Genomic DNA, 24610 nt, shown 5'->3' with positions numbered 1-24610 from the left:
CGATGCGGTAACGCCGATCAGGCGGCCGACTTGAGCTGATGCAGGGATGCCACCAGGTCAGCAAAGCGCTGTCCCTGGATCATGATGTGCTGGCGCAGCACCTCGACGGTGCGTTCCGGGTCGCCGGCGATGATGGCATCCACCACGGCCTGGTGTTCGTCATAGGACATCCTGAGACGATCCCGCACCCGCAACTGCAGGCGGCGATACGGCCGCAGGCGGCGGTGCAGGGCGCGCGCCTGCTCGGCCAGGAAGCCATTGTGGCTGCCGGCATAGATGTGGTCGTGGAAGGCTTCGTTCAGGTAAAAATAGGCATCCGGATCGCTGGCATCGCGCGCCGCCTGGCAGGCCTGGTGCGCCGCCAGCAGCTCGGCATGCTCGGCCGGCGTCATGCGGCGCGCCGCCAGGCGGCCGCACATGGCTTCGAATTCGGCCATCACTTCAAACATCTCGATCAATTGCTGCGGGCCGATCTCGGCCACGATGGCCCCCCGGCGCGGCCGCATCTCGACGATGCCCATCGAGGCCAGCTGGATCAGCGCCTCCCGGATGGGCGTGCGCGAAACACCGAATTCCTCGGCCAGCGAGGTTTCATCCAGATGCTGGCCCGGCGCCAGCTTGCCGACGGCGATCAGCTCTTCAATCGATTCGCGCAGGGTTTCAGAACGGGTCTTTGGCGTGTCCATGGTGTGTTGCCTCTAAAACAAGCATTGTAAAGGGAAGGGCTTCCACGGGATTAATGCTTGACAATGTATGCTTTTCGCCTGAAATTGTATACACGATGAGAGCATAAAAACACAGTAGTTCCATCAATTCCTGGAGGAGATACCAGCATGACCGCATTCACCCGTCGCCATTTCCTTGGCACCCTGGCCGCTGCACCGCTTGCCGCCGCCATGCCCGCCGCCTGGGCGCAAACGGGCAGCCTGAAGATTTCTCACCAGTTTCCCGGCGGAACGCTGACAGAAGGCGACTTCCGAGACCGCCTGGTGCGCATGTTCGCCCAGCAGGTGAACGAAAAGACCAAAGGCGCCTTGAAGTTCGAGATCTATCCCGGCTCCTCGCTGATGAAAACCAACGCCCAGTTCTCCGCCCTGCGCAAGGGTGCGCTGGATATGTCGCTGGTGCCGCTGAACTATGCGGGCGGCGAAGTCCCCGAAACCAACATCGGCCTCATGCCCGGCCTGGTGACCTCCTACCAGCAGGGCGCCGCCTGGAAGAATGCCGAAGTAGGCAAGGAACTGGCCCGCATCCTGGGCGAGAAGGGCGTGGTCATTGTCAGCTGGATCTGGCAGGCCGGCGGCGTAGCCTCGCGCGGCAAGCCCATCGTCGATCCGGCCGATGCCAAGGGCATGAAGGTGCGCGGCGGTTCACGCGAGATGGACCTGATCCTGAAGGAAGCGGGGGCCGCCGTGGTGACCCTGCCGTCCAACGAAATCTACGCCGCGATGCAGACCGGCGCGATGGATGCGGCGATGACGTCGTCGACTTCCTTCATGTCCTTCCGCCTGGAGGAGGTGGCCAAGTCCCTCACGACCGGGCGCGACAAGGCTTACTGGTACATGTTCGAGCCGCTGATGATGTCCAAGGCCGTCTTCGAACGCCTGCCCAAGGACCAGCAGGCCGTCATCATGTCCGTCGGTGCAGACATGGAACAGTTCGCCACCAAGGCTGCCCAGGCCGACGACATCGCCGTGGCCCAGGTCTACCAGAAGGCCGGTGCCAAGGTGGTTGACCTCAACGCCGAGGTCGTCAAGAAGTGGCAGGACATCGCCCGCAATACCGCCTGGAAGGACTTCGCGGCCCGCAATGCCAACTGCGCCAAGCTGCTGGCCCTGGCGGAGAAGACCGTATGAGCCACGGCTTCGAGATGCCCGGCGCGGCGGCCACGCGCCCGGCCGTGCCGGCCAGCGCCCCGGTGGCCTGGCTGGCGGCCTTCCTGCAGGGCTACCACCGCGTGGCCGTGTTCCTGGGGATGATTGCGCTGCTGGTCACTTCCTGCATCCTCACCTATTCGGTGGTGGTGCGTTACTTCTTCCATCAGCCGACCGACTGGCAGGATGAAGCCTCGGTCTTCATGCTGGTTGGCGTGATCTTCCTGTGCTCTGCTTATGTGCAGTCGCTGCGCGGGCACATCGGCATCGAGGCGCTGGCCGGCTTGCTCTCGCCGCTGGCCAACAAGGTGCGCATGTTCATCGTGGATGTGGTGTCCTTCCTGTTCTGCGCCTTCTTCACCTGGAAGTCGTGGACGCTGTTCCATGAAGCCTGGGTGGAGGGGCAGACCACGTCGTCCACCTTTGCGCCGCCGCTGTGGATTCCGTATTCCCTGATGGCGCTGGGCATGAGCATGCTGACGCTGCAATTGCTGGTGCAGGTGCTCACGCGCATCACCGGCACCGTGCCTGCTGCAACGTCCGGAGGTGCGCAATGAGTCCGCTGACCCTGGGTGTGCTCTATGGCGTGGTCACCATCCTGGTGATGTGCTCGGGCATGCCGATTGCCTTTGCGCTGGGCGTAGTGGCGACCGGCTTCATGTATTTCTTCATGCCGGAATCGTCGCTGGATACCATCACGCAAAACGTTTATGAAGAAATCGCTTCCATCACGCTGCTGTCGATTCCGCTCTTCATCCTGAAGGGGGCGGCCATCGGCAAATCTCCTGCGGGCAAGGACTTGTATTCGGCCATCCACGCCTGGTTGAACAAGGTGCCGGGCGGGCTGGGCATCGCCAACGTGTTTGCCTGCGCGCTCTTTGCCGCCATGGCCGGTTCATCGCCGGCGACCTGCTCGGCCATCGGCTCGGCGGGCATTCCCGAGATGCGCCGTCGCGGCTATTCACCGGGGTTTGCCGCGGGCATCATCGCCGCCGGTGGCACGCTGGGCATCCTGTTGCCGCCGTCCATCACCATGATCCTGTATGCCGTGGCTGCCGAGCAGTCGCTGGGACGCCTGTTCCTGGCCGGTATCGGGCCGGGCGTGCTGCTGGTGATCCTGTTTGCGGGTTATGCGGTCTTCCGGGCGCGCAAGGAATACAAGCTGGCGCATGCCGTCTACACCGCCGGTGGGGCCAAGTCGGCCTATCTGGATGACGAACATTTCACGCTGGCCCAGAAAGTGGAAATGCTGCCGCGCGTGCTGCCTTTCCTGATCTTGCTGATCGGCGTGATGGTCGCCCTCTATGGCGGACTGGCCACACCTTCCGAAACTGCTGGCCTGGGCGCGCTGCTGGCGCTGGTGCTGATCGCGGTGGTCTATCGCATCTACAAGCCCAAAGAGATCGCGCCCTTCCTCAGTTCCACCATCAAGGAATCGGGGATGCTGCTGCTCATCATCGGCATGTCGCTGCTGTATTCCTACGTGATGAGCTACCTGCACATCAGCCAGTCGGCGGCGCAATGGGTGGTCGACCTGCACTTGTCGAAGTGGCTGCTGCTGGCCGTGATCCTGGGCATGGTGATCGTGCTGGGCTTCTTCCTGCCGCCGGTGTCGATCATCCTCATGACCGCGCCCATCATCCTGCCGCCGCTCAAGGCCGCCGGTTTCGACCTGATCTGGTTCGGCATCGTCATGACGGTGGTGATGGAGATGGGCCTGATTCACCCGCCGGTGGGGCTGAATCTGTTCGTGATCAAGAACATCGCACCCGATATCGCGCTAGGCGATGTCATCAAGGGTACGATTCCTTTCCTGGCGCTGATGTTTCTCGCGGTCCTGCTCTTGTGCATGTTCCCGGGCATCGCGACCGTATTGCCTGATCTGTTGATGGGAGCCAAGTAAATGAGTAGTAGCGAACGCGTGTGGAATGCGCGCCAGAAGAACCGTGAACAGCGGCTGGCGCGCGTCACCGCCGCATTGGGTAGCCAGTTGCAGGGCAAGATCGCGCCTGCGGACAAGCTGGCAGAGCTGCTCTATGCGGTGCTGGAAAGCGGCGACCGGGTCTGTGTCGAGGGCAACAACCAGAAGCAGGCCGATTTCCTGGCCAAGGGCCTCGCGGCGCTCGATCCGGCACGGGTCAAGGGCTTGCACATGCTGTTTTCGGTGCTGGCCTTGCCGGAACATCTGGACGTGTTCGAGAAGGGCATCGCCGACCGGCTCGATTTTTCCTTCTCCGGTCCGCAGGCCGGCCGCCTGGCCAAGCTGGCCTCGGCCGGCAAGCTCAACATCGGTGCCATCCATACTTACCTGGAGCTGTTTGGCCGCTACTTCGTCGACCTGACGCCGCGCGTGGCGCTGGTGGCGGCGCAGGCGGCCGACCGCCACGGCAATCTCTATACCGGGCCCAATACGGAAGATACGCCCGCCATTGCCGAAGCGACGGCCTTCTCCAGCGGCATCGTCATTGCGCAGGTGAACGAAATCGTCGATGAGCTGCCGCGCGTGGACATCCCGGCCGACTGGGTCAGCTTCGCCATCAAGGCCCCCACGCCGCATTACATCGAACCGCTCTTCACGCGCGACCCGGCGCAGATTTCCGAGATCCAGGTGCTCATGGCGATGATGGCCATCAAGGGCATCTATGCCGAATACGGCGTGCAGCGCTTGAATCACGGCATCGGTTTCGATACCGCCGCCATCGAGCTGATCCTGCCCACCTATGCCGAATCGCTGGGCCTGCGCGGCAAGATCTGCAAGCACTGGGCGCTCAATCCGCACCCTGCACTCATTCCTGCCATCGAGGCCGGGTTTGTGGAATCCGTGCACTCCTTCGGCTCCGAGCTGGGCATGGAAGATTACATCCGCGCACGGCCCGATGTCTTCTTCGTCGGACCCGATGGCTCCATGCGCAGCAACCGCGCCTTCTCGCAGACGGCCGGCCACTATGGTTGTGACATGTTCATCGGATCGACCTTGCAGATCGACTTGCAGGGCAATTCCTCCACAGCCACGCTGGGCCGCATCGCCGGGTTTGGCGGTGCCCCCAACATGGGCGCGGATGCACGCGGACGCCGCCATGCCAGCGAAGCCTGGCTCAAGGCCGGCCAGCAGGCACGTGCCGGACGCAATACCATTCCGCGCGGCCAGAAGCTGGTGGTGCAGACGGTGGAGACCTTCCGCGAGCACATGCAGCCGGCTTTCGTCGAGAAGCTGGACGCATGGCAGCTGGGCGAGCAGGCCAAGATGCCGATTCCTCCCGTGATGATCTATGGCGACGATGTCACCCACATCCTCACTGAAGAGGGCATCGCCAACCTGCTGCTGTGCCGTACCGAAGAAGAGCGCGAGCAGGCCATCCGCGGCGTGGCCGGTTATACGGCCGTCGGCATGGGCCGCGACAAGCGCATGGTGGAAAACCTGCGCGACCGTGGCATCATCCGCCGCGCAGAGGACCTCGGCATCGACAAGCGCATGGCCACCCGCGACCTGCTGGCGGCCAAGAACATGAAGGACCTGGTGCGGGCCTCCGGCGGGTTGTACAACCCGCCCAAGCGCTTCCGCAACTGGTGATTTTCCCGCAATGAAAGCGACACTATGGAAACTTTGACTTTTCGCTTCGAGCACGGCCAGCGTCGCCTCAAGGCCACGCCTGAACTGGTCGGCGTGGTCAGCTCGGGCAATCTGGAAGTACTGATCGAGCATGCGGCGCTCAACGGTGCCTGCGCCATCGAGGTCAAGACCGCTGCGCGCGGCTTCGGCACCATCTGGGAAGCGGTGATGACCGACTTCCAGCAACGCTGGCAACTGGCCGATACCCGCATCTCCATCAACGACATGGGGGCCACGCCGGCCGTGGTCAGCCTGCGCCTGGACCAGGCCGTGGAAGCCATGGTGGAGGAGGGCGCATGAGTGCGAGCTATCTGGAAGCCACGGCGCGCGAGCGCATCCTGGCGGTGCTCGACGCCGGCAGCTTCAAGGAACTGCTGCCGCCCGCGCAGCGCGTAGTCAGCCCCCATTTGGGTCAGCTCGATGCACCGGTCTCCTTCGATGATGGCGTCATCATCGGCGAAGGCCTGCTGGGTGGAAGCGCCGTGATGGCCGCCGCGCAGGAAGGCGGATTCATGGGCGGGGCGGTGGGCGAGGTGCATGGTGCCAAGCTGGTGGGCCTGCTCAAGCGCGCCATGGCCAGGCAGGCCGCAGGCGTGATCCTGCTGCTGGAAACCGGCGGCGTGCGCCTGCATGAAGCCAATGCCGGGCTCATCGCCGTCTCCGAAGTGATGCGTGCGGTGCTGGAAGCCCGTGCCGCTGGCATCCCGGTGATCGTGCTGGTCGGTGGCGCCAATGGCTGTTTCGGCGGCATGGGCATTGTGGCGCGCTGTGCCAATACCATCATCATGTCCGAGGAAGGGCGGCTGGCCATGTCCGGTCCGGAAGTGATCGAGACTGCCAATGGCGTCGAGGAATTCGATTCGCGCGACCGTGCCCTGGTCTGGCGTACCACCGGCGGCAAGCATCGCTACCTGATCGGCGATTGCCAGCAACTGGTGAGCGACGACATTGACGCCTTCCGCACGGCAGCCATCGCCGCGTTGTCCGCCGTCAGCGATGCGAAGCTCACGCTGTCCCGGCTGGAAGCCGAGCAGGAGATGCTGCGCCGTCGCATCGCCACTTTCGGCCATGCCGAGGACCCGATGGATATCTGGGCCGAGCTGGGCGTGGCCCGACCGGAAACGGTACCGATGCTGGAAGCCGCTGCCTTCACCGCCATGGCCGAGCGCCTGCGCATCGTTTCCAAGGCCTGAGAGGAATTCATGAACCAGACTGTTACTCAACCCCAGGTCGACTGGCGCGCACTGGCGCAGGACTTGTTCCCGCAAGGCCACGCGATCACCGAGCAGGATCACTTCCTCTCCGGCACGGCGCAGGTGGATGGCCGTACCGTCACCGTGGTCGGTACCACCGGGCATACGCCCATCGGCATCGAAATTGCGCTGGCCCAGGCCAGTGCGATCCTGCAGACGGTGCGTGAACATCCCGGCCGGCCCATCGTGATCCTGGTCGATACCCAGGGCCAGCGCCTGCGCCACCGCGATGAAATGCTGGGCATCAACAGCTACATGGCGCATCTGGGCAAATGCGTGGAACTGGCGCGCCGCCAGGGGCATCGCGTGGTCGGGCTGGTGTATGACCAGGCGCTGTCGGGCGGCTTCATCACCAGCGGCCTGATCGCCGATGCCTGCTATGCCTTGCCGGAGGCGACCATTCGCGTCATGGGCCTGCCAGCGATGGCACGCATTACCAAGGTGCCGGAAGAACGGCTGACCGAGCTGGCCAAGAGCAATCCGGTGTTTGCGCCCGGACCTGAAAATTATTTGCGCATGGGCGGCGTTGCCGAGATCTGGAATGGCGACCTCGCCAAGGCGCTGGCCGATGCGCTGGCCCAGGATCGCAGTGCCGACACGCGTGCGGCCACGGGTCTCGAACGGGGCGGGCGCAAATGGGCGCAACGCGTCATCGATGCGGTCGCCAACGATACGCCCTTGAACGGATGAGCATGCCGTCCGCGTCCGCTCTGGCCGACTCGCGTCATCACCTGCTCTGGCTGAGCGAGGCGGGTTGGTCGCGCCTGCTGGCCGGTGGCAGTGATGCACGCCAGCAGGCCACGCTGCAGCACTGGCAGCGCATGCGCTGGCCGCTGATCGTGCGTCGCCGCGACGTGGAGGCCAAGGACGAAGAGATCTGTGCCGGTATCGCCTTGCCGCCCGATGCGCAGGGCAACAAGCCGCGCATCGCGCTGCGGGTGAGGGCCGATGAAGTGGCATCAAGCCGCGCGCCTTTCCTGCTGCGCGACATCGTCGCTGCGCGTCTGGCCGGTCTGCCGGCCGCGTGGCAGGCTGGGCTGGCGGAGTTGCAGGAGCACATGGAGCGCGCCGGTATTGCTCTCTCTGTATTCGGTTCTCTGGCCTGGCAGGCGGTGACGGCGCAAGTTTATCTGCGCAGCAGTTCCGACATCGACCTGCTGTTCCAGCCGCGCAGCCAGGCCCAGCTGGAAGCAGGCGTGAGGCTGCTGGCCTGGCAGGCGATGTTCCTGCCGCTGGATGGAGAAATCGTGTTTCCTGACGGGGCCGCCGTGTCGTGGAAGGAATGGCGACAGGTCGCGGTGCTGGGCAGCCATCCCGAAGGCCAGGTGCTGGTCAAGCGGCCAGCCAGCGTAGCGCTCGAACGCGTGGGCGCACTGCGCGCCAGCCTGCCGCAGGAGCAGACATGCGCCGCCTGATGCAGCATCCCGATACGCTGACCCCGCCGCTGCACCATACGCAGAAGCGCCGCGCCGCCCGCGAGAACCTGGCGTTCTGCCGCCAGCTCGCGCGCCTGGCGGTGCGCAGCCTGTACCAGGAACTGGTGCTCTATCCCAAGCCCGGCCTGGTCTCGCGCGTGGACAATGGCAGCCACACCGACATGACGGCCGAGACTTTCCTGCGCAGTCTGTTTGCGCTGCGCCATTACTTTTTCCAGATCGCCGCCGCAGGCCTCGACGGCGCGTCTTTCCGCACCCTGCAGACGCTGGCGATTCACGCCGAAGAGCGCATGTTGCGCGCCACCGGCGGCATCAACACGCATCGCGGCGCGATCTTCGCGCTGGGCATGCTGTGCGCGGCCACGGGATATGCGCGGGGCCGTCACATGCCCCTGCAACCGGCCACCCTCCGCGCCACTTTGCTGATCCAGTGGGGCGATGCACTGGCCCGCCATAGCGCGGCAGCGATGCCGTGCGGCCAGCACAGCCATGGCCAGCGCGTGGCCGCCGAGCATGCCGTGGGCGGGGCGCGAGAGGAGGGCGCGCTGGGCTTCCCGGCGGTGTTCGAGGTGGCCTTGCCGCAATTGCAGGCCACGCTGGCGACCGGACGCGATCTGTATCACGCCCGTATCGATGCGCTCTTTGCGCTGATGGCGCATCTCAGCGATACCAATGTCTACCATCGCGGCGGGGCCGAGGGCGCTGCCCTGGTTCGCAGTCGCAGTGCGGCCTTCCTGGCGGCGGGCGGTACTGCGCTTGCCGGTTGGGAAGCGCGGGCGCAGGACTGCCATCGCGAATTCGTCACCCGCCGCCTGTCGCCGGGCGGCGCGGCCGATCTGCTGGCGGCGGCTTGCCTGGTCCATGAGGTTTGCAACTTATGAGTCTGCGCCTGGCTATCCTGTGTCCGGGGCAGGGCGCGCAGCATGCGGGCATGTTCGATCTGCTGCGCGAGGATCCCGTGGCCAGCGCTTTCCTGACGCAAAGCGATCTGTCGTCGCATCTGCAAGCGCCGGTGGAAACGGTGCTCAACGATCCTGCGCAGCTGTACGCCAATCGCAACGCCCAACCGCTGATCGTCGCGGCGCAACTCGCCGCATGGCAAGCGTTGCGGGAGCCGTTGTCAGCCTGCGCGGGCGCGCCGTTGGTGGTGGCGGGTTACAGCGTGGGCGAACTGGCCGCCTATGCGGTGGTCGGGGTCCTCGATCCCGCGCAGTCCGTCGCGCTGGCAGCACGACGCGCTGCAGCGATGACCGAGGCGGCCAGCGTGCAACCGGAACAAGGCTTGATGGCCATTGGTGGACTGCCGCTTGCCGTGACACAGGAATGCCTGGCGCGGCATGGTGGTTACGTGGCCATCGTCACTGGCGAAGACACGCTCATCGCCGGTGGCACCGGGAAGGCCCTGCAAGCTGCTGCGGATGAGCTTGCTGCCGCCGGTGCGCGGACTTCAACGTTGCCCGTCGGGCTGGCCTCGCACACCCCGTTGATGCAGGCGGCCACGGACTCGTTTGCGGCAGAGCTTGCCGCACTCCAGCTGCGCTCGCCCGGTCCGGCCTTGCTGGCGGGTGTCACCGGGCAGGCGATTGCCGATGCAGCGCAGGCGCGAGCACTGCTGGTGCGACAGCTGGTCGAGCCCATCCAGTGGGCCGGCTGCATGGATGCCATGGCTGAGCGTGGCGTGACGGTCGCGTTGGAACTGGGGCCTGGCGCGGCACTATCGCGCATGCTGCGCGAGCGCCATCCGCAGATGGCCTGCCGTTCGCTGGCGGACTTCCGCAGCCTCACGGGCGCGCTGGCATGGCTGCGTCGGCAAGCTGACTGAATCGGCGTGCGGTCCGCCCTCGGCTGGCTTCTGCGCCATGCTGGTGCTATCGTGAAATGAAGAATTCTTCGATTGTCCATGCGCCTGTCGGATCCGGCTGACAGCGCAACCCGCTTTGTGCAGTTCAGTCCATCGCGGCGGCGAACCAATGCCCGAACCCTCAGTCGCATCTTGAAGCAGTGCCCATGTTCAACCCGACCAGGAGGCCCCAAGATGAAAGTCGATGTGTACAAGCGCCCGGACGGCGACGGTTTGTTTTCCTACCTCGTCCTGCCCCACGAAAAGCCGATGCCGGAAGAGGTGACCAATACCGACTGGCAGCTCCACGAGCAAAACGTGGACTTTGAGCGCGACGGCAAGCGGCATTTCACGCTGGAGCCGGAAGATGCCTTCATGCAGATCGGCGAGAAAGGCTACGCCATCACCCATCTGGACCAACGCAGCGGCGACGGCGCGGCCTGAGACCCCAGGCTATCGGCCCATCCGCAGAGGAGATCATCATGCCCACTGAACAAGTAGGCGATTACGAAGTGGAATACGCTGGCGTGCGCCTCATCGGCGGCGACGAATGGGTGGCCCAGGTGGCCATCTTCGGCCATTCCACCAATCCCATGCACCGCAACCCGGTGTTCCCGGTGCAGCGCGTGCTGCCCGACCAGACCTTCGCCGATGAAAAGTCGGCCGAGGAGGGCGCGCGCCAGGCTGCGCATGACCTGCTGGAGAAGCAGACAGCGCGGCATTGACCGCCGTTTCCCACTAACGAAGCCCGATCCGCCTGTTGGCGCATCGGGCTTCTTCGCATTGATTGGACGCTGATGGCATGGAATTCGCATGCTGACGGCAGCGGCTGATGAGTGGCAGGCTGCTCACTCTGCTGTTTCGCAATAAAATGGCGTTGATTGCATTTTCCTTCACGTCTTCCTTTTCCTCGTCCGGCCAGGTCCCCCTCATGAAACCGCCTCTGCTCGTCCTGATTCACCTTTCCGAAGAAAGCACTGCCACCATCGCCGCCCACTACGACATCCTTTACGCGCCGGATCGCCCGCGCCGTGACGCGATGATCGCCGGTCCGGCAAAAAAGGTAGCGGTGGTGCTGACCAACGGCTCCACCGGCCTGACTGCCGACGAAATGCGCGCCTTGCCCCATCTGCAGCTGGTGTGCGCCCTGGGTGCCGGTTTTGAAAACATCGACGCCGCCCATGCCAAGGCGCATGGCATCGAGATCGCCACCGGTGCCGGTACCAACGAGGACTGCGTGGCCGACCATACGCTGGGCCTGCTGCTGGCCATCCTGCGCAACATCCCGGTGCTGGACCGCTACACCCGCGACGGCGGCTGGCGCGAAACCATCCCCCTGCAACCGCAGCTGGCGGGCAAGCGGGTAGGCATCGTCGGCATGGGCAATATCGGCAAGAAGATCGCCCGCCGCGCCGCTGCCTTCGATGCCGAGATCGCCTACTGCAACCGCAAGAAGCGTGATGACGTCGATTTCCACTACTTCGCGGACGTGGCCCAACTGGCCGGCTGGGCCGACTGCCTGATCGTGGCAGCGCCCGGCGGCACCCAGACCCATCACCTCATCAATGCACGCGTGCTGGAAGAACTCGGTCCCAAGGGCTACCTGGTCAACATCGGCCGTGGCAGCATCGTCGATACCGAGGCCTTGGCCGCGGCCCTGTCGGCCGGCCGCCTGGCCGGTGCCGGGCTGGATGTCTACGAAGGCGAGCCCAAGCCGCCGGCCGCCCTGATCGGCCTGCCCAATGTGGTCCTGACGCCGCACATCGCCGGCTGGTCGCCGGAAGCCATCAGTGCCTCCGTGCGCCAGTTCCTGCGCAATTGCGAGGAGCATTTCGCAGCAGCCGAGCCGGTGGTGCGGGCCTGAGCGGGCGGCTGCGCGACAGCTGACGCGAGTTTTTTTGCCATAGCCGGGCTGGCTGGCCGATAATGTCGGCCGCGGCCGGGGTGCTTTCCTCCACGAGAGCGTCCCGGCCGGTCGCCTGCGCGCGCTCGGGGGAGCGTGCCGGCGCACGGCACCCCGGTGTCATTTCATTCCAAGATCAACCCATCGCCATCACACTACAGAGAGAGCCACGCACCATGGATCTGCCATCTCACCAACTCACCATGACGGTCCTGATGACCCCGGACATGGCCAACTTCGCCGGCAACGTGCACGGGGGCACCATCCTCAAGCTGCTTGACCAGGTGGCCTATGCCTGCGGCAGCCGCTACGCCGGCCAGTACGTGGTGACCCTGTCGGTGGACCAGGTGATGTTCCGCCAGCCCATCCACGTGGGCGAGCTGGTGACCTTCCTGGCCAGCGTCAACCACACCGGCAAGTCGTCCATGGAAATCGGCATCAAGGTGGTGGCCGAGAACATCCGCACCCAGGAAACGCGCCACGTCAACAGCTGCTTCTTCACCATGGTGGCCGTGGACGACCAGCGCAAGCCGATCCCGGTGCCGCCGCTGCGACCCTTCTCGCAGGAAGAAAAGCGCCGCTTTGACGCCGCCGTGATCCGCAAGTCGCTGCGCCAGGAACTGGCGCGCCGCTACGAGGAAGCCAAGCCCGGCACGGACAAGGCCAACTGAGCCTTTCGGATCGCGCAATGTAAAAGGGGATGAGCCTGTGCTCATCCCCTTTTTTGATTCCGGCCGGACTGGCGCTCAGTCCAGATGCACCACTACCGAGCCAAGCACGCCCAGCTCGGCCAGCACAGTCTGTCCTGCCCGCACCGGCATGGGCACGATGGTGGAGCCGGTGGCAACCAGCTGTCCGGCCGCCAGCGTCAGGCCGTACTCGCGCAATTCATTGGCCAGCCAGGTCAGCGCCACGCGCGGATCGCCCAGCACCTGGGCACCACTGCCGGTGCGCCTTTCACCGCCTTCGATGGTGGCCGAGGTCGCCAGCGTGGACAGGTCCAGGCTGCGCCAGTCGATGCTGGCCGGTGCGCCCAGCACGAACTGGTCGGCACAGCTGTTGTCGGCGATCAGCTGCGCTGCGCCCACTTCGCGGAACAGGTCATACCGGGTATCGGGAATCTCGATGGCCGGATGCACCGTGGCGACGGCCGCCATCACTTCTTCCTGCGTGTAAGGCGTATTGCGTGGCGCGAGCGTGCTGCCCATGCGGAAGGCCACTTCCACCTCGGCCACGCGCATCAGGTTGTCGCCCAGCGTGATGCGGGCACCGCTGCGGTGAATGCGCTCGGCCAGCAGGCGGCCAGCCAGTGGCGCGTCGACCTTGAGCAATTGCTGTCCGCCGGGACCGGTGGCGGCGTTCTTCCAGCCGGCCAGCGGCGCGAAGCTGCGCGCTTCCAGGCGGCGCTGGATGTCATAGGCCTGACGCCGGTCCCCCGGCTGCAGATGCGCCGGCAATTGCGGGATGCGGCGGTTGTGCGCCCAGCAGTCCCACAGCAGGTCGGCGGCTTCCTGGCATTGTGAATCGGTCAGCACGGCGGTCTCCCCAAAATGAAGGCTTGTGTTCAGACGCTCAAGGGGCCGAGTGCGCCGATGGCGATGGTCAGCAGGCCCAGGCACAGGTTGATGCCTACCAGCATGCGCACCTGGCGCAGTGCGCGCGAGGCGCGGTCCCAGTCTTGCTGGGCGGCCGCCAGCTTGAGTCGGCGGAAGGGGGCGAAGAAGATGTGGGCGAAGATCAGCATCATCACGATGCCGATGCCAGTCATGGCGTGGACATAGGGCGGCAACTTGGCAGCGCCAGCGCCCATCATGGCCATCATGTGCAGGCCGCTGCCCAGCACCAGTGCGATGGCGACCCAGACCCAGATGAAGAAATTGGCCAGCACGGCCGCCATCAGGCTCAGCCGCTGCTCCGGATGCAGCACGCCCAGCGCGGGGCGCAGGGCCATGTGGGCGAAGAACATGCCGCCGACCCAGATCGTCAGGCCCAGCAGATGGAAGAATTTGGCAAACAGCATGGCGCTCCCGTCAGAAAAGTTCATATGCATCCGTGGCGCATTGTCGCATGAGTGGGAACACGGCGTATCGTCAGCCGGGCGAAACCGCCAGCTTGTGGTAATGTCTTGCAGAAACTTCATCACCAATACTACTCACTCATCGGGCGCTTCTTTGCGCCGCCATCCGGGGGGACGGTCACACCATGTCGAATACGAGCTTCAGCGGCACCACGCTCAGTGCCATCTTCTTCTATCCGATCAAATCCTGCGGCGCGCTCTCCCTGAGCCGCGCCGAGATCAGTCCGCTGGGCCTGGCGCTGGACCGCCACTGGATGCTGGTGGACCGCCAGGGCCAGTTCCTGACCCAGCGCACGCATCCGGCGATGGCCTGCATCACGCCCGCTTTCGAGGGCGATGCGCTGGTGCTGCGTGCGCCCGGCATGCCAGCGCTGCAGCTGGTCGCTGCCGGCCAGGATGGTGCCACGCTCGCCGTCAAGGTCTGGGACAGCCGGGTCGAAGCGCTCGACCAGGGTGAGCAGGCGCGCGAGTGGTTCTCCGCCTACCTGCAGGATGACGCCCGCCTGGTGCGCTTCAATCCGGCCGTCAAGCGCGCCTGCAGTACCCGCTGGACCGGCGAGCATCGGGCCACGACGCAGTTTTCGGATGGCTATCCGCTGCTGGTGATCGGCCAGGCTTCGCTGGATGACCTCAACGCCCGGCTCGCTGCCAAGGGCGCACCGGCCTTGCCCATGGATCGCTTCCGTCCCAACCTGGTGATCGCCGGTTGGGAGGCCTATGAAGAAGACTTCATCGATACCGTGCGCCTGGGCAGTGAAGACCGTCCGGTACAACTGAAGCTGGTGAAGCCTTGTGCTAGATGTCCGATCCCCGGCATCGACCAGCACAGCGGCCAGCGCGATCCGCAGTGGCCCAATGAACCCATGGACACGCTGGCCACCTATCGTGCCAATGCCAGGGTGAATGGCGGTCTCACCTTCGGCCAGAATGCCATCGTGATCGGCGGGGAGGGCGGCGTGATCGAGGTCGGCCAGGCCTGCGAGTGGGAACTGAATTTCTGAGCGTCCCGGCGGGTAGCCCCGTCAATCTCAATCCAAACTCAAGCCATCTCGGCAGTACCGCAGCAAGGAACAAGATGATCAATGCATTGCGACAATCCCTCCTGCTCGCCCTGGCTCTGGCGGGCGCGGGGTGCTTTTTTGCCAGCGGCAGCGCTGCGGCCCAGGCACGTACCGTGCTGATCGGCCTGGCCGCGCCCATGAGCGGCCCGTCCGGCAGTACGGGCGTGAGCCTGGAACGCGCCGCCCAACTGGCGGTGGACGACCTCAACAACAGCAAGCCCGTCATCGCCGGCGAGCCGGTGCTGTTCAAGCTGCTGCCGCAGGACGACCGGGCCGATCCGCGCACGGGCGAGCTGATCGCCGATTACTTCGTCAAGAGCAAGGTGGCCGCCGTAGTCGGTCACTGGAACAGTGGCGTGGGCATCCCCGCCGCACGCATCTATGCCGCGGCCGGCATTCCGCACGTGGCCCCCGCCGTAACGGCCCCGGCTTACACGCAGCAGGGCGACGCCAGTGCCTTCCGCATCGTGCCGCACGACGGCGAGGGCGCGCGCCTGACCGCCGACTATGTCGTCCGCGAGCTGAAAGGCGTCAACGTCGCCGTGATCGATGACAGCACGGTGTTTGGCTCCACTTACGCCGATGAATTCGTCAAGTCGCTGACGGCCTTGCAGGGCAGGGTCACGGGACGCTATGCGGTGAGCAGCAAGACCTCCGACTTCAACAGCGTCCTGCGCAGCATCCGCGACAGCCATCCCGACGTGGTCTTCTTCGCCGGACTCGATGCCCAGGCCGCGCAACTGGTACAGGACCTGCGGCGGTTGCAGATCCGCGCCCCGCTGGTGGGGATCGGCGGACTGGTGGGGCCGACCTTTCTCAAGCTGGCCGGTGCCGCCGGGGAGGGGGTGAGCGTGGTGGAACCGGGACTGCCTTCCTACAAGGGCCCGCAGTGGAGCCATTTCGAACAAGCCTGGAAGGCGCGTTATCAGGACGAGATCTATCTCTATGCGCCCTTTGCCTATGATGCCGTGCGCGTCATCGCGGCCGCCATGCGCGAGGCCGATTCGGTGGAGCCGGCCAAGGTCACGGCCAGTCTGCACCGGATTCGATACAAGGGGATTTCCGGCACGATCGCCTTCGATGCCCAAGGCAACTTGCGCGATCCCGTATTTACCTTGTATCGCGTCAGTGGCGGACGGTGGCGCGTCGTGCGCAGCATCGGCAATCCGGACAGGAGTTGAGGGCGATCGAAGAATTCGAAGAACATTGTCGCTGCCAAAAACAATGCCGCCCGGATGAACCGGGCGGCATTGCTGTTTGTGAAGAGCAGGGGGCGGCTTACTTCTTGGGACGTCCCACCTTCAGCGGGGTCAGGCTGCCGAGGATGTCCTTCAATTCGTTGATCTTGAGGTTCTTGATCAGCGACACGCCGATACGCAGCAGGTCGCTCTTCTTGATCTCGACACCGGACTTCAGGCAGGTCTTCTTGACCTGGGCCAGCACGGCGTACTCGTTCTCGGGCATGGTGAAGCTGTCGCGCACTTGCTTGACCTTCTTGGCCTTGGGGGCTTTCTCGACTTTTTCCACCTTCTCTACCTTCTCGGCCTTGACCGGCTTGTCGGCCTTTTCAGGCTTGGCGACTTTCTCGACCTTCTTTTCGGCCTTGGGGGCTGCCGGTGCAGCTGCTGCAGCGGCCGGCTTGGCGGCTGCGCGGGTGGCGGGCTTGACGGCTGGTTTCTTCACCGCGGCGGGCTTGGGGGCTGCCGGCTTGGCGACAGGTTTCTTGGTTTCGGTTGCTGCTGCTGCGGCTTGAACTCTGGTGGCCATGAACGCTCCTCTGAAAATTGATATAAACAATATATATTTTTTGCGCCTTTGCCGCAACATTCCTGCCGCCTGGCAACGATTTCATCGTCGTATTTCGATGTTGCAAACGTTTTCAGGGGTGCGGTGACCACAGCATACGCGCCTGGCCGTATTGCGGCGAATTACTTGTCCCGGGCGAAATGAACTTCTCCAGATTCATGGCCGCGATGCTAGCAAGTCCAGGTTAAAACTCTGTGACAAAGGTCAAAACAATTTATACGAAGCGCAAAGCCACAAAAAAAAGCAGCCCGGCCTTGCGGACGGACTGCAATCAACAACGCTCTCTACCGGGGACTTACATGATGCTGTTGGCGACGGCTGGCAACTTATCGCTGGAGACCGGTGTGCTGCCAGGCTGGTTGCCGGCAGCAGTCTTCAGTGGGGTCACGGTGGCCGGGCCCTTGGGCTGGGCGGCCTGCGCCAGATCGTTCTGGCTGGTGAATTCCTGCAGGAACTGGGCGAAGCCGGTGCCGACTTCCTTGTGCTTGAAGCCCATGGCGACGGCTGCCTTCAGGTAGCCCAGCTTGGAGCCGCAGTCGAAACGCTGGCCTTCGTAGCGATAGGCCAGGATCTGTTCCTGTTCCAGCAGGGCAGAGATGGCATCGGTCAGCTGGATTTCGCCACCGGCACCGGTGCCGATGTTTTCCAGGCGCTCGAAGATGGCCGGGGTCAGCACATAGCGGCCCACGACGGCGAGGGTCGACGGTGCGTCTTCCGGCGACGGCTTTTCGACGATGCCGCTCAGCAGCTCGGTACGCTCGCCGTGTGCAGTGCCGCTGACGATGCCGTACTGGCGGGTTTCTGGACGCGGTACGTCCTGCACGGCCAGCAGGCTCTTGCCTTCACGTTCGTACAGTTCGGTCATCTGTGCCATCACGTTTTTCTGGCCGGGAGCGGCATCCATGAAATCGTCAGCCAGCAGCACGGCGAAGGGCTCGTCACCCACCAGCGGCTTGGCCAGCAGCACGGCGTGGCCCAGGCCCAGCGGCTCGGCCTGGCGCACGTAGACGCAGTTGATGTGCTTGGGAATGACGTTGCGGATGGTTTCCAGCAGCTTCACCTTGCCGGCGGCTTCCAGTTCGGATTCCAGCTCATAGGCCTTGTCGAAGTGGTCTTCGATGGCGCGCTTGTTGCGGCCGGTGATGAAGATCATTTCGGTAATGCCCGCTTCCACCGCTTCTTCAACGGCGTACTGGATCAGCGGCTTGTCGACGATGGGCAGCATTTCCTTGGGCTGTGCCTTGGTGGCGGGAAGGAAGCGGCTGCCGAGGCCAGCGACGGGGAAAACGGCTTTGGTGATTTTTTTCATGGTAAGTCCAGTTTTGGTTGAGTGAAGGGCGTGACACCCAAAGGCACACAATGCAGGCTTGCTAGCGACTCGCGCCTCCTCACGCCTGTCTGTTGTTCTTGATCATCTTCATTTGCAAAAATGCGCGGCATCCCTGAAACAGGGGCGCGACGCCGGGGAAGGCATGGCTCAATGCATGCGCCGCAGTCTCCAGAAGGGAAGCGCGCGGCTGACGGCGCGTTGCCGGTACAGCGGCCGCTGCCTGCTCATCGACCAGCGCGATGCGCTGCGGCAGGCTGCCTTCGTTGAGTTGGTCCAGCACCGAAGCCAGCTGTGGTGCCTTCATCGAAATCTGATGCAGCATCTCGGCCGATTCGCGGGCGTAGCGGGCATAGTGTTCGACGAAATCAGCGCCCTCGGCGGCCTGCGGTGCAGTGCCGAAGGTGTTCAGCGCGAAGGCATTGGCAAAAACGGGTGACGGACGGGCACTGGTTTCGGTGGCGGACATGATGGCGGCTCTCTTGGAAATCGGGCTGGCGAATGCGGTATTGGGCAGGCGCGGCGGCAAGCGATGGATGCTGGGTTCGATGCTGCACTGCGCTTATGTGCAGCAAGAGTAAAAAAACTCGCGCTTCCTCTCTATAGGAATGCCGCCTTTTGCGATGTAGGAAAAGAGGAAGGCACGGCCGTGACCGCTTTGCGCGCCGCAAACCAGCGTGGCCTGGCGCTGATCGGCTCAACAGCGCCACATGCCGGGCTTGTCCTACAAGGAAATGGGCCGCTGTCCGATACCTTGCCGACGCGCGCTTTTCTATCATCACGTCATCTGTTGCGCAGAGCGCTTGCAGAGAAGTGGAAGCAAGAGGAAGCCCCTGCATTGCACGGTTTCCGACATCAACCCAAGAACGACAGAACGATTGAAAGGGAACATCATGGAACACGGACTCATCGCATGGCTGATCATTGGTGCCGTTGCCGGCTGGCTGGCCGGTGTGCTGGTCAAGGGTGGCGGCTTCGGTCTGCTGGCTGACATCCTCATCGGTATCGTCGGTGCCGTCATCGGTGGCTGGCTGGCGGGGCTGCTGGGCATCGCCGTGGGTGGCGGCATCCTGGCCTCCATCGTCACCGCGACGCTGGGTGCCATCGTGCTGCTGGTGATCGTGCGCGCCTTCCGGCGAGCCTGACCATGCCTGCACGCGGCCACGCCTGAAGGGGCGCGGCCGGTGTTTCTGCCCTGACCGAATGCGTCCGTGCCTTGGCCCGGACGCGTTTTGCTTTTCGGCAAGAAGCTTCATGCGTCAGCGGCACCCGCGCATCGCCGTGGCCCGCAAAGCCCCGTGAACAGTGCCTCGCGCCAAGCTTTCTGCAAGAATCTTCATATCGATGCTGCAGCGCGCCATCCTGGCGTTACAATGTCCGGGACGTTGAAAAAAGATCAAGTAGCGAAGTGGCCGTGCCACCTCGTTTCCTCAGATATCCATTCATCCAGAACAAACCTATGAGTAGCGTCAATCCCCTCGCCGGCAAGCGTGCCGCACCCTCAGCCCTGGTGAACCTGCCGGTGCTGCTGTCGAACTACTACAGCCTGCGTCCCGATGTGGCCGAAGCCAGCCACCGTGTGGCTTTCGGTACCTCCGGCCATCGCGGCAATGCCAATCTGCACAGCTTCAATGAATGGCATGTGCTGGCCATCACCCAGGCCATCTGCGACTACCGCAAGGAGCAGGGTTTCAAGGGACCGCTGTTCCTGGGCATCGATACCCACGCCCTGTCGGAACCGGCCTGGCACAGCGCACTGGAAGTGCTGGCCGCCAATGAAGTGGTGACCATGCTGGCTGCGGGCAGCCCCTATGCGCCCACGCCAGCCGTCTCGCACGCGATCCTCACGCACAACCGCGTGCACCGTGACAAGCTGGCCGATGGCATCGTGGTCACGCCCTCGCACAACCCGCCGGACAATGGCGGTTTCAAGTACAACATGCCCAATGGCGGTCCCTCGGATTCCAACGTCACCAGCTGGATCGAGAAGCGCGCCAATGGTTATCTGGAGCAGAAGCTGGAAGGCGTGCGCCGCATCAGCTTCGAGAAGGCCCTGAAGGCCGAGACCACGCGCCGCTACGACTATCTCGACAACTACGTCGGCGACCTGCCCAACATCATCGACCTGGGGGCCATCTCGGCGGCCAACGTCAAGATCGGAGTGGATCCGCTGGGCGGTGCCGGGCTGCATTACTGGTCGGCCATCGCCGATCGCTACAAGCTCAACCTGGAAGTGGTCAACACCGATGTCGATGCCAGCTTCCGCTTCGTGCCGCTGGACTGGGATGCGCAGATCCGCATGGATCCGTCCTCGCCCTATGCCATGAGCGAGCTGATCGCCCTGAAGGATCGCTTCGACGTCGCCATGGCCTGCGACACCGACCATGACCGCCACGGCATCGTCGCCAAAAGCACCGGCCTGCTGCCGGCCAACGACTACCTGTCGGTGGCGGTGTATTACCTGTTCCGCCATCGTCCGGCCTGGCGTGCCGATGCGGCCGTGGGCAAGACCTTGGTGTCGAGCCAGATGATCAATCGCGTGGCCGATCACCTGGGCCGCAAGCTGCTGGAGATGCCGGTCGGTTTCAAGTGGTTCGTCGATGGCCTGTACGACGGCAGCCTGGGCTTCGGTTGCGAGGAAAGCGCTGGCGCCTCCTTCGTGCGTTTCGACGGCCAGCCCTGGAGCACCGACAAGGACGGCATCACTGCCGCCTTGCTGGCCGCCGAGATGACCGCCCGCACCGGCAATGATCCCGGCCAGATCTACCAGGACCTGACCCGCCAGCTGGGTGCGCCCGTCAATGGCCGCAAGGAAGCCGCCGCCACGCCGGAGCAGAAGGCGCGCCTGTCCAAACTGTCGCCGCAGGATGTGACGTCGACCGAGCTGGCCGGCGAGACCATCCGCGAGGTGATGACGACCGCACCGGCCAACGGCAAGCCCTTCGGCGGCCTGAAGATCGTCACCGACAATGGCTGGTTCGCGGCCCGTCCTTCCGGCACCGAGAGCATCTACAAGATCTATGGCGAGAGCTTCCGCGACCAGGCGCATCTGGACCGCATCTTCGCCGAAGCGCAAGAAATCGTGACGCGCGCGCTCAAGGCCAGCTGAATGCGCTGACGTCCTGCATTGCGCATGCCGATGACGCCGCCACCCCTTGGGGCTGGCGGCGTTTTTTTTCCGGCCTTCCTACAGGCGAATGGGCCGATGTCTGGCTGAGGGCAGGGCAGGGGCTTCGTAAGATGAGGTATTGTTTGCCACCTTGTCAGGAGGACCGCCATGAACCTGCCTCGTCCGGATCTCGCTGCAGAGTCCGCTGCAGCGCAGGGCGCGCGACCACCGGAAACCCCGGCAGCCGCACTGCTGCGTCCACCCGGCACGCCGCCTGCGCCGTCAGGCGCGCCCGTGCCGGATCACATCGTGGCCGATCCCGGCCATGTCGTTGAGCCCGACGGCACCGAAGACCCGCTGGCCAATGCCGATGATGGCTTGCTGCCCATGCTGCCGGCACGGCCCGGCGACCACACTACCCCTTTACCCTCAGAGGAGAACACCATGCACAAGCCCCAGGACACCCCGCCGGTCGAGGTCCCGCCGCTCGATCCGACGCCGCCTCAGGACCCGATTCCCCATCAGAACCCGATGGCCGGCCAGGGTTGAGCTTGCCTGCCGGATCTGCCACCCGAATTGCCCTGTCCGAGGAGGTCTTTTTGTACCATTCCCTGCACACTCCCCAAGAAACCCCGCCGGTCAACGAGCCCAACCTGCCGCCGCCGGCACTGCCCGATGATGAGCCGGTGCCGGTGCAAGATCCGCCCGACAATCCCCGGCCTTCCGACAAGCCTTTGCGCATGTAGGTAACTGTTCCAGAGCGGCAGACAGCGCTTGCGAGGCAGGCGCGCCGTTCGCCGGTACGCTTCCTGCCGTCGGTCGCGACCTTGCTTTTTGCTTTTTCGTTCATCTCTTGCCAGCTATTGAGCGTGCAACCTGCCGTTGCGCGGCCATTGCGACTGCGCACTGTCCTTTTCTTTCATATCGCCCCGAAACCGCCGTGATTTCGGCCCTCATCGACACCGCTGCAGTGTTCCATCCCGCCTGCGATTCTTTCGCGTTGATTGAGACTTTTCTCGTTCAAGCCGCTTTGCATTTGTGAAAGCATCTGCTTTTTGCGGAGACCGCAGATGAATTGAGCAGGACTGCCACCTCCGCCGTCCTTGTCAGGAGTGGCACCTTGTATCCCTATCCTCCGCAGTCCATGGGTTTTCCCGCTGGCCGCCGCCACACCGTGCTGGCGGCGCTTCCTCTGCATGTGCTGGTACGCCTGCAGCCAAGCGGCAGCAGCACCGCCCGGGTGCTGTGCGAGCCGGTCAAGGCCGGGCCGGCTGCCGGTGCGCAGGCCATGGTGCTCTACCTGTCTGCCTTTGATGCGCATCTCGATGCGCTCTGGCTGGGTCTGGCCGTGGAGGATTACCAGGTACTGCCGGTGGCGTCCTTTTCCCCCGATGAACTGGTGGCGCGTCATCAGGGCCACTTGCCGTACTGCCTGCATCTGGCATGGGGCGCGCACGATGGCCGCATCGCCGTGCGCGCGCAGGGCGACCCGGTGCGGCTGTCGTCGGCGCGCGTGGCCCAGGTGTCGGCGAGCATCGACAGCATCCCGCTGGACATTGGACTGGCCGATCTCGAATGCCACGCCCGGCTATGGGAGTGCGCCGGTCTCTACGCCCATGCGGAGACAGCGGCCCGGCTGGAACAACTGAACCCGCAGCAGCGCCACCGGCATGCCGAGCGGGCCATGGAGCGCATCCCGGGCCGTACTGAACCGGGCCGGGAAATCAACCAGATCGCGCTGTATGACGCCGAATCGGCGCAATGGCACTTCGTCGCCCTCGATTTTCTTGCCGAGATGGTCGCCGGGCCGCGCTGAGGCCGTCGCGAGGCGACATCGGCCTTCCGGCATTGGCACCGGGCGCACAACAGGGCGCACGCCGTCCATGGCAAGTGACTTGTTCCTGCTCATTGAGAGTTTTCTGATATCCATGGCATTGCCCTTCTGCAACCATGGTGGCCGGTTGTGTTTCTGCTGCAGCCGATCTGATCCGCCGTCTGTTGAAGGAGCTGTCAATGATTTGCTTCCTTGCCCATGCCTCTCCCTGGAAGAAGTGCGCGCTGCGCTGCCTGCCCTTGGTCCTGCTGTTCGTCTGTCTGGCGGCGCTGCCCGGTCCGCCTTCGCCGCCCGAAGAAGTGCTGGCCAGTTGCCTGGCCGTAGACCATTTTCCCCTCAGCCGGGTCAGCATCGATCCGGTCGCAGGGCGGGTCGAGGTGATGGAAAGCGGCCCGGCATCCCCCTACAGCCTGTATCTGCCCGATGGCGACAATCGCCAGTGGCGCATCGGTTATGCCAGCGGCAAGCCCCCCGGACGTGACTATCTGTTCGTCAATTCCCATCGCGGCTACCTTGACCGGGCCATCGGCCTGTCACCGGAGCGCGCCCCCCGGCTGTCCCGCCCGCAAAAGGCCTCGTTTGCCGTGCTGGGCTTCCTGGGGGATCGCTACCTGTGCCTGATGGAAGTGCACGGGCACGGTCCCCGGTCCGGCCAGCGCTCGGTGTACGTGGCGCGCATTCCCACCCGCATGGGGGCGGAAATGAGCCTGTATTACAAGCTGGCGGCTTCGCCTGCCTTGCCGCAACTGCCGGCTGCTTCCTCCAGTGCTTCCCCCTCATCCTCCTCACCGCTCCAGCCCGCCTTGCCCCGCTGACGTTGCCGCCAGCCCCGTACAGGCTGACAATGCAGGTTGCCCAAGCCCGCCCCCGCCTTTATACTTCGCCCCTTAGCATTGCTTCTGGTATTCCTGTGCGCAGCCGCGCCTGGAATTGAAACGGGAAGCCGGTGCGGCCGGTGCCACAGCACCGGGCCAAAGCCGGCGCTGCCCCCGCAACGGTAAGCGAGGAAGGACACGCACTACGCCACTGTGCCCCGCGCATGGGAAGGCGCCTGTCCCGAAGCCCCAGGCTTCCCCTCGCCAGCCCGGAGACCGGCCCGAGGCAAGTTCTTGAATGCATCGCGGAGGGCGATCATGCGGAAAGCTTCCATCATTTCCCGCTGGTGTGAACCGGTGCCGTCAGCCGACGGCGGGATTGTGCTTGGGCGCTCGCCGTGTGGCTTCCTTCGTTTCATCCACCTGTCAAGGAAAGCGCATGTCCACTCCCTCCGGTCTCGACGCTCGTCACACCGCTGATTCTTCCTCTTCCAGCCGCTCCGGCAGCCAGGTCTGGCGCGACCGCATCGCGCCCTCGCTGCTGGCCTTCGCGCTGGGCGTGGCGCTGATCTACGGCGCCGGCTTCGCCTCCAAGGTCGAGCTGCACAATGCCGCCCACGATGGCCGCCACTCGGCCGGTTTCCCCTGCCACTGAGGAGCGGACG

At 64.3% G+C, this 24610-nt stretch carries 29 protein-coding genes and 1 riboswitch; of the genes, 23 read left to right on the top strand and 6 right to left on the bottom strand.

Going from position 1 to position 24610, the window contains the following annotated elements; translation table 11 throughout:
• Window positions 1–17: 17 nt before the first annotated feature.
• A complete protein-coding gene (locus ACWFUC_RS19530; RefSeq protein ID WP_134135855.1) occupies window positions 18–686 on the bottom strand; it encodes a GntR family transcriptional regulator in 669 nt (222 codons plus the stop codon).
• A 147-nt stretch (window positions 687–833) separates the two neighbouring features.
• Here ACWFUC_RS19530 and dctP point away from each other — a divergent pair, with 147 nt between their 5' ends.
• From dctP to ACWFUC_RS19460, 14 genes are all read left to right on the top strand, one after another.
• Entirely contained in the window at window positions 834–1856 is a 1023-nt protein-coding gene (gene dctP / locus ACWFUC_RS19525; protein ID WP_209534682.1) for a TRAP transporter substrate-binding protein DctP, read from the top strand.
• Entirely contained in the window at window positions 1853–2431 is a 579-nt protein-coding gene (locus ACWFUC_RS19520; protein ID WP_134135853.1) for a TRAP transporter small permease, read from the top strand. The genes dctP and ACWFUC_RS19520 overlap by 4 nt, the downstream gene beginning before the upstream one ends.
• Entirely contained in the window at window positions 2428–3777 is a 1350-nt protein-coding gene (locus ACWFUC_RS19515) for a TRAP transporter large permease (RefSeq protein WP_121041604.1), read from the top strand. The genes ACWFUC_RS19520 and ACWFUC_RS19515 overlap by 4 nt, the downstream gene beginning before the upstream one ends.
• Window positions 3778–5445, top strand: a complete 1668-nt coding sequence (gene mdcA / locus ACWFUC_RS19510; RefSeq protein WP_489623063.1) for a malonate decarboxylase subunit alpha — start codon at window positions 3778–3780, stop codon at window positions 5443–5445. It begins immediately after the preceding gene.
• A gap of 24 nt (window positions 5446–5469) precedes the next feature.
• Window positions 5470–5784 (top strand): malonate decarboxylase acyl carrier protein, encoded by a 315-nt coding sequence (mdcC, locus tag ACWFUC_RS19505; protein WP_121041600.1) that lies wholly within the window; start codon window positions 5470–5472, stop codon window positions 5782–5784.
• Window positions 5781–6677 carry a biotin-independent malonate decarboxylase subunit beta gene (locus tag ACWFUC_RS19500; protein ID WP_489623062.1) on the top strand — a complete coding sequence of 299 codons (897 nt, stop codon included), beginning with the start codon at window positions 5781–5783 and terminating at the stop codon, window positions 6675–6677. The genes mdcC and ACWFUC_RS19500 overlap by 4 nt, the downstream gene beginning before the upstream one ends.
• 9 nt (window positions 6678–6686) lie before the next feature.
• Window positions 6687–7427 (top strand): biotin-independent malonate decarboxylase subunit gamma, encoded by a 741-nt coding sequence (mdcE, locus tag ACWFUC_RS19495; RefSeq protein ID WP_489623061.1) that lies wholly within the window; start codon window positions 6687–6689, stop codon window positions 7425–7427.
• Window positions 7428–7429: 2 nt separating this feature from the next.
• A complete protein-coding gene (gene mdcG / locus ACWFUC_RS19490) occupies window positions 7430–8152 on the top strand; it encodes a malonate decarboxylase holo-[acyl-carrier-protein] synthase (protein WP_489623060.1) in 723 nt (240 codons plus the stop codon).
• Complete coding sequence (gene mdcB / locus ACWFUC_RS19485) at window positions 8140–9054, top strand: triphosphoribosyl-dephospho-CoA synthase MdcB (RefSeq protein WP_489623059.1); 915 nt, start codon at window positions 8140–8142, stop codon at window positions 9052–9054. Before mdcG ends, mdcB begins: the two co-directional genes overlap by 13 nt.
• Window positions 9051–9995 (top strand): acyltransferase domain-containing protein, encoded by a 945-nt coding sequence (locus tag ACWFUC_RS19480; RefSeq protein ID WP_489623058.1) that lies wholly within the window; start codon window positions 9051–9053, stop codon window positions 9993–9995. Before mdcB ends, ACWFUC_RS19480 begins: the two co-directional genes overlap by 4 nt.
• 213 nt (window positions 9996–10208) lie before the next feature.
• Entirely contained in the window at window positions 10209–10457 is a 249-nt protein-coding gene (locus ACWFUC_RS19475; protein ID WP_039785709.1) for a DUF6139 family protein, read from the top strand.
• 38 nt (window positions 10458–10495) lie between these two features.
• Window positions 10496–10738, top strand: a complete 243-nt coding sequence (locus ACWFUC_RS19470) for a hypothetical protein (protein ID WP_489623057.1) — start codon at window positions 10496–10498, stop codon at window positions 10736–10738.
• A 206-nt stretch (window positions 10739–10944) separates the two neighbouring features.
• Window positions 10945–11877, top strand: a complete 933-nt coding sequence (locus ACWFUC_RS19465; protein ID WP_489623056.1) for a 2-hydroxyacid dehydrogenase — start codon at window positions 10945–10947, stop codon at window positions 11875–11877.
• A gap of 215 nt (window positions 11878–12092) precedes the next feature.
• Entirely contained in the window at window positions 12093–12587 is a 495-nt protein-coding gene (locus tag ACWFUC_RS19460) for an acyl-CoA thioesterase (RefSeq protein ID WP_489623055.1), read from the top strand.
• A 75-nt stretch (window positions 12588–12662) separates the two neighbouring features.
• Here ACWFUC_RS19460 and ACWFUC_RS19455 read toward each other — a convergent pair whose 3' ends face one another.
• The gene (locus ACWFUC_RS19455; RefSeq protein ID WP_489623054.1) at window positions 12663–13451 is read right to left on the bottom strand and encodes a 2-keto-4-pentenoate hydratase; all 789 of its coding nucleotides are present in this window, start codon (window positions 13449–13451) and stop codon (window positions 12663–12665) included.
• A 29-nt stretch (window positions 13452–13480) separates the two neighbouring features.
• Window positions 13481–13936, bottom strand: coding sequence for a CopD family protein (locus tag ACWFUC_RS19450; protein WP_134222644.1), 456 nt, complete (start codon window positions 13934–13936; stop codon window positions 13481–13483).
• Window positions 13937–14118: 182 nt separating this feature from the next.
• Here ACWFUC_RS19450 and ACWFUC_RS19445 point away from each other — a divergent pair, with 182 nt between their 5' ends.
• Together ACWFUC_RS19445 and ACWFUC_RS19440 are read left to right on the top strand one after the other, a co-directional pair.
• Window positions 14119–14994 carry an MOSC domain-containing protein gene (locus ACWFUC_RS19445; protein WP_489623053.1) on the top strand — a complete coding sequence of 292 codons (876 nt, stop codon included), beginning with the start codon at window positions 14119–14121 and terminating at the stop codon, window positions 14992–14994.
• A gap of 86 nt (window positions 14995–15080) precedes the next feature.
• Window positions 15081–16235, top strand: coding sequence for a branched-chain amino acid ABC transporter substrate-binding protein (locus ACWFUC_RS19440; RefSeq protein ID WP_489623052.1), 1155 nt, complete (start codon window positions 15081–15083; stop codon window positions 16233–16235).
• A gap of 97 nt (window positions 16236–16332) precedes the next feature.
• Here ACWFUC_RS19440 and ACWFUC_RS19435 read toward each other — a convergent pair whose 3' ends face one another.
• The 3 genes from ACWFUC_RS19435 to ACWFUC_RS19425 all read right to left on the bottom strand — a co-directional run bounded on the left by ACWFUC_RS19435 (window position 16333) and on the right by ACWFUC_RS19425 (window position 18656).
• Window positions 16333–16821, bottom strand: coding sequence for a hypothetical protein (locus tag ACWFUC_RS19435; protein ID WP_288064682.1), 489 nt, complete (start codon window positions 16819–16821; stop codon window positions 16333–16335).
• Between the two features lie 334 nt (window positions 16822–17155).
• Complete coding sequence (gene galU / locus ACWFUC_RS19430) at window positions 17156–18169, bottom strand: UTP--glucose-1-phosphate uridylyltransferase GalU (RefSeq protein WP_121041574.1); 1014 nt, start codon at window positions 18167–18169, stop codon at window positions 17156–17158.
• A gap of 79 nt (window positions 18170–18248) precedes the next feature.
• The gene (locus tag ACWFUC_RS19425) at window positions 18249–18656 is read right to left on the bottom strand and encodes a hypothetical protein (RefSeq protein WP_198516508.1); all 408 of its coding nucleotides are present in this window, start codon (window positions 18654–18656) and stop codon (window positions 18249–18251) included.
• A 424-nt stretch (window positions 18657–19080) separates the two neighbouring features.
• Here ACWFUC_RS19425 and ACWFUC_RS19420 point away from each other — a divergent pair, with 424 nt between their 5' ends.
• From ACWFUC_RS19420 to ACWFUC_RS19390, 7 genes are all read left to right on the top strand, one after another.
• Window positions 19081–19332, top strand: coding sequence for a GlsB/YeaQ/YmgE family stress response membrane protein (locus ACWFUC_RS19420; protein ID WP_017450312.1), 252 nt, complete (start codon window positions 19081–19083; stop codon window positions 19330–19332).
• A gap of 314 nt (window positions 19333–19646) precedes the next feature.
• Window positions 19647–21296, top strand: a complete 1650-nt coding sequence (gene pgm, locus ACWFUC_RS19415; RefSeq protein ID WP_039787969.1) for a phosphoglucomutase (alpha-D-glucose-1,6-bisphosphate-dependent) — start codon at window positions 19647–19649, stop codon at window positions 21294–21296.
• A 168-nt stretch (window positions 21297–21464) separates the two neighbouring features.
• Window positions 21465–21845 carry a hypothetical protein gene (locus ACWFUC_RS19410; protein ID WP_252695850.1) on the top strand — a complete coding sequence of 127 codons (381 nt, stop codon included), beginning with the start codon at window positions 21465–21467 and terminating at the stop codon, window positions 21843–21845.
• A gap of 50 nt (window positions 21846–21895) precedes the next feature.
• On the top strand, window positions 21896–22042 hold the full coding sequence (locus tag ACWFUC_RS19405; RefSeq protein WP_166675071.1) for a hypothetical protein: 147 nt from the start codon (window positions 21896–21898) through the stop codon (window positions 22040–22042).
• A gap of 374 nt (window positions 22043–22416) precedes the next feature.
• The gene (locus ACWFUC_RS19400) at window positions 22417–23112 is read left to right on the top strand and encodes a hypothetical protein (protein WP_209581579.1); all 696 of its coding nucleotides are present in this window, start codon (window positions 22417–22419) and stop codon (window positions 23110–23112) included.
• A gap of 197 nt (window positions 23113–23309) precedes the next feature.
• Window positions 23310–23945: a hypothetical protein gene (locus tag ACWFUC_RS19395; protein WP_489623051.1), complete on the top strand. Its 636-nt coding sequence runs from the start codon at window positions 23310–23312 to the stop codon at window positions 23943–23945.
• Window positions 23946–24013: 68 nt separating this feature from the next.
• Window positions 24014–24244: riboswitch (cobalamin riboswitch) on the top strand.
• A 140-nt stretch (window positions 24245–24384) separates the two neighbouring features.
• Window positions 24385–24600: a CbtB domain-containing protein gene (locus ACWFUC_RS19390; protein ID WP_121041568.1), complete on the top strand. Its 216-nt coding sequence runs from the start codon at window positions 24385–24387 to the stop codon at window positions 24598–24600.
• Window positions 24601–24610: the final 10 nt, after the last annotated feature.

Source organism: Herbaspirillum sp. Her4 (assembly GCF_057961335.1).
This window is presented reverse-complemented; position numbering and strand designations above follow the sequence as displayed.

What these genes read in the sequence shown, in the direction of transcription:
- ACWFUC_RS19530 (WP_134135855.1), bottom strand. Translation starts at nt 686, where the DNA reads ATGGACACGCCAAAGACCCGTTCTGAAACCCTGCGCGAATCGATTGAA.
- dctP (WP_209534682.1), top strand. Translation starts at nt 834, where the DNA reads ATGACCGCATTCACCCGTCGCCATTTCCTTGGCACCCTGGCCGCTGCA.
- ACWFUC_RS19520 (WP_134135853.1), top strand. Translation starts at nt 1,853, where the DNA reads ATGAGCCACGGCTTCGAGATGCCCGGCGCGGCGGCCACGCGCCCGGCC.
- ACWFUC_RS19515 (WP_121041604.1), top strand. Translation starts at nt 2,428, where the DNA reads ATGAGTCCGCTGACCCTGGGTGTGCTCTATGGCGTGGTCACCATCCTG.
- mdcA (WP_489623063.1), top strand. Translation starts at nt 3,778, where the DNA reads ATGAGTAGTAGCGAACGCGTGTGGAATGCGCGCCAGAAGAACCGTGAA.
- mdcC (WP_121041600.1), top strand. Translation starts at nt 5,470, where the DNA reads ATGGAAACTTTGACTTTTCGCTTCGAGCACGGCCAGCGTCGCCTCAAG.
- ACWFUC_RS19500 (WP_489623062.1), top strand. Translation starts at nt 5,781, where the DNA reads ATGAGTGCGAGCTATCTGGAAGCCACGGCGCGCGAGCGCATCCTGGCG.
- mdcE (WP_489623061.1), top strand. Translation starts at nt 6,687, where the DNA reads ATGAACCAGACTGTTACTCAACCCCAGGTCGACTGGCGCGCACTGGCG.
- mdcG (WP_489623060.1), top strand. Translation starts at nt 7,430, where the DNA reads ATGCCGTCCGCGTCCGCTCTGGCCGACTCGCGTCATCACCTGCTCTGG.
- mdcB (WP_489623059.1), top strand. Translation starts at nt 8,140, where the DNA reads ATGCGCCGCCTGATGCAGCATCCCGATACGCTGACCCCGCCGCTGCAC.
- ACWFUC_RS19480 (WP_489623058.1), top strand. Translation starts at nt 9,051, where the DNA reads ATGAGTCTGCGCCTGGCTATCCTGTGTCCGGGGCAGGGCGCGCAGCAT.
- ACWFUC_RS19475 (WP_039785709.1), top strand. Translation starts at nt 10,209, where the DNA reads ATGAAAGTCGATGTGTACAAGCGCCCGGACGGCGACGGTTTGTTTTCC.
- ACWFUC_RS19470 (WP_489623057.1), top strand. Translation starts at nt 10,496, where the DNA reads ATGCCCACTGAACAAGTAGGCGATTACGAAGTGGAATACGCTGGCGTG.
- ACWFUC_RS19465 (WP_489623056.1), top strand. Translation starts at nt 10,945, where the DNA reads ATGAAACCGCCTCTGCTCGTCCTGATTCACCTTTCCGAAGAAAGCACT.
- ACWFUC_RS19460 (WP_489623055.1), top strand. Translation starts at nt 12,093, where the DNA reads ATGGATCTGCCATCTCACCAACTCACCATGACGGTCCTGATGACCCCG.
- ACWFUC_RS19450 (WP_134222644.1), bottom strand. Translation starts at nt 13,936, where the DNA reads ATGCTGTTTGCCAAATTCTTCCATCTGCTGGGCCTGACGATCTGGGTC.
- ACWFUC_RS19445 (WP_489623053.1), top strand. Translation starts at nt 14,119, where the DNA reads ATGTCGAATACGAGCTTCAGCGGCACCACGCTCAGTGCCATCTTCTTC.
- ACWFUC_RS19435 (WP_288064682.1), bottom strand. Translation starts at nt 16,821, where the DNA reads ATGGCCACCAGAGTTCAAGCCGCAGCAGCAGCAACCGAAACCAAGAAA.
- galU (WP_121041574.1), bottom strand. Translation starts at nt 18,169, where the DNA reads ATGAAAAAAATCACCAAAGCCGTTTTCCCCGTCGCTGGCCTCGGCAGC.
- ACWFUC_RS19425 (WP_198516508.1), bottom strand. Translation starts at nt 18,656, where the DNA reads ATGTCCGCCACCGAAACCAGTGCCCGTCCGTCACCCGTTTTTGCCAAT.
- ACWFUC_RS19420 (WP_017450312.1), top strand. Translation starts at nt 19,081, where the DNA reads ATGGAACACGGACTCATCGCATGGCTGATCATTGGTGCCGTTGCCGGC.
- pgm (WP_039787969.1), top strand. Translation starts at nt 19,647, where the DNA reads ATGAGTAGCGTCAATCCCCTCGCCGGCAAGCGTGCCGCACCCTCAGCC.
- ACWFUC_RS19410 (WP_252695850.1), top strand. Translation starts at nt 21,465, where the DNA reads ATGAACCTGCCTCGTCCGGATCTCGCTGCAGAGTCCGCTGCAGCGCAG.
- ACWFUC_RS19395 (WP_489623051.1), top strand. Translation starts at nt 23,310, where the DNA reads ATGATTTGCTTCCTTGCCCATGCCTCTCCCTGGAAGAAGTGCGCGCTG.
- ACWFUC_RS19390 (WP_121041568.1), top strand. Translation starts at nt 24,385, where the DNA reads ATGTCCACTCCCTCCGGTCTCGACGCTCGTCACACCGCTGATTCTTCC.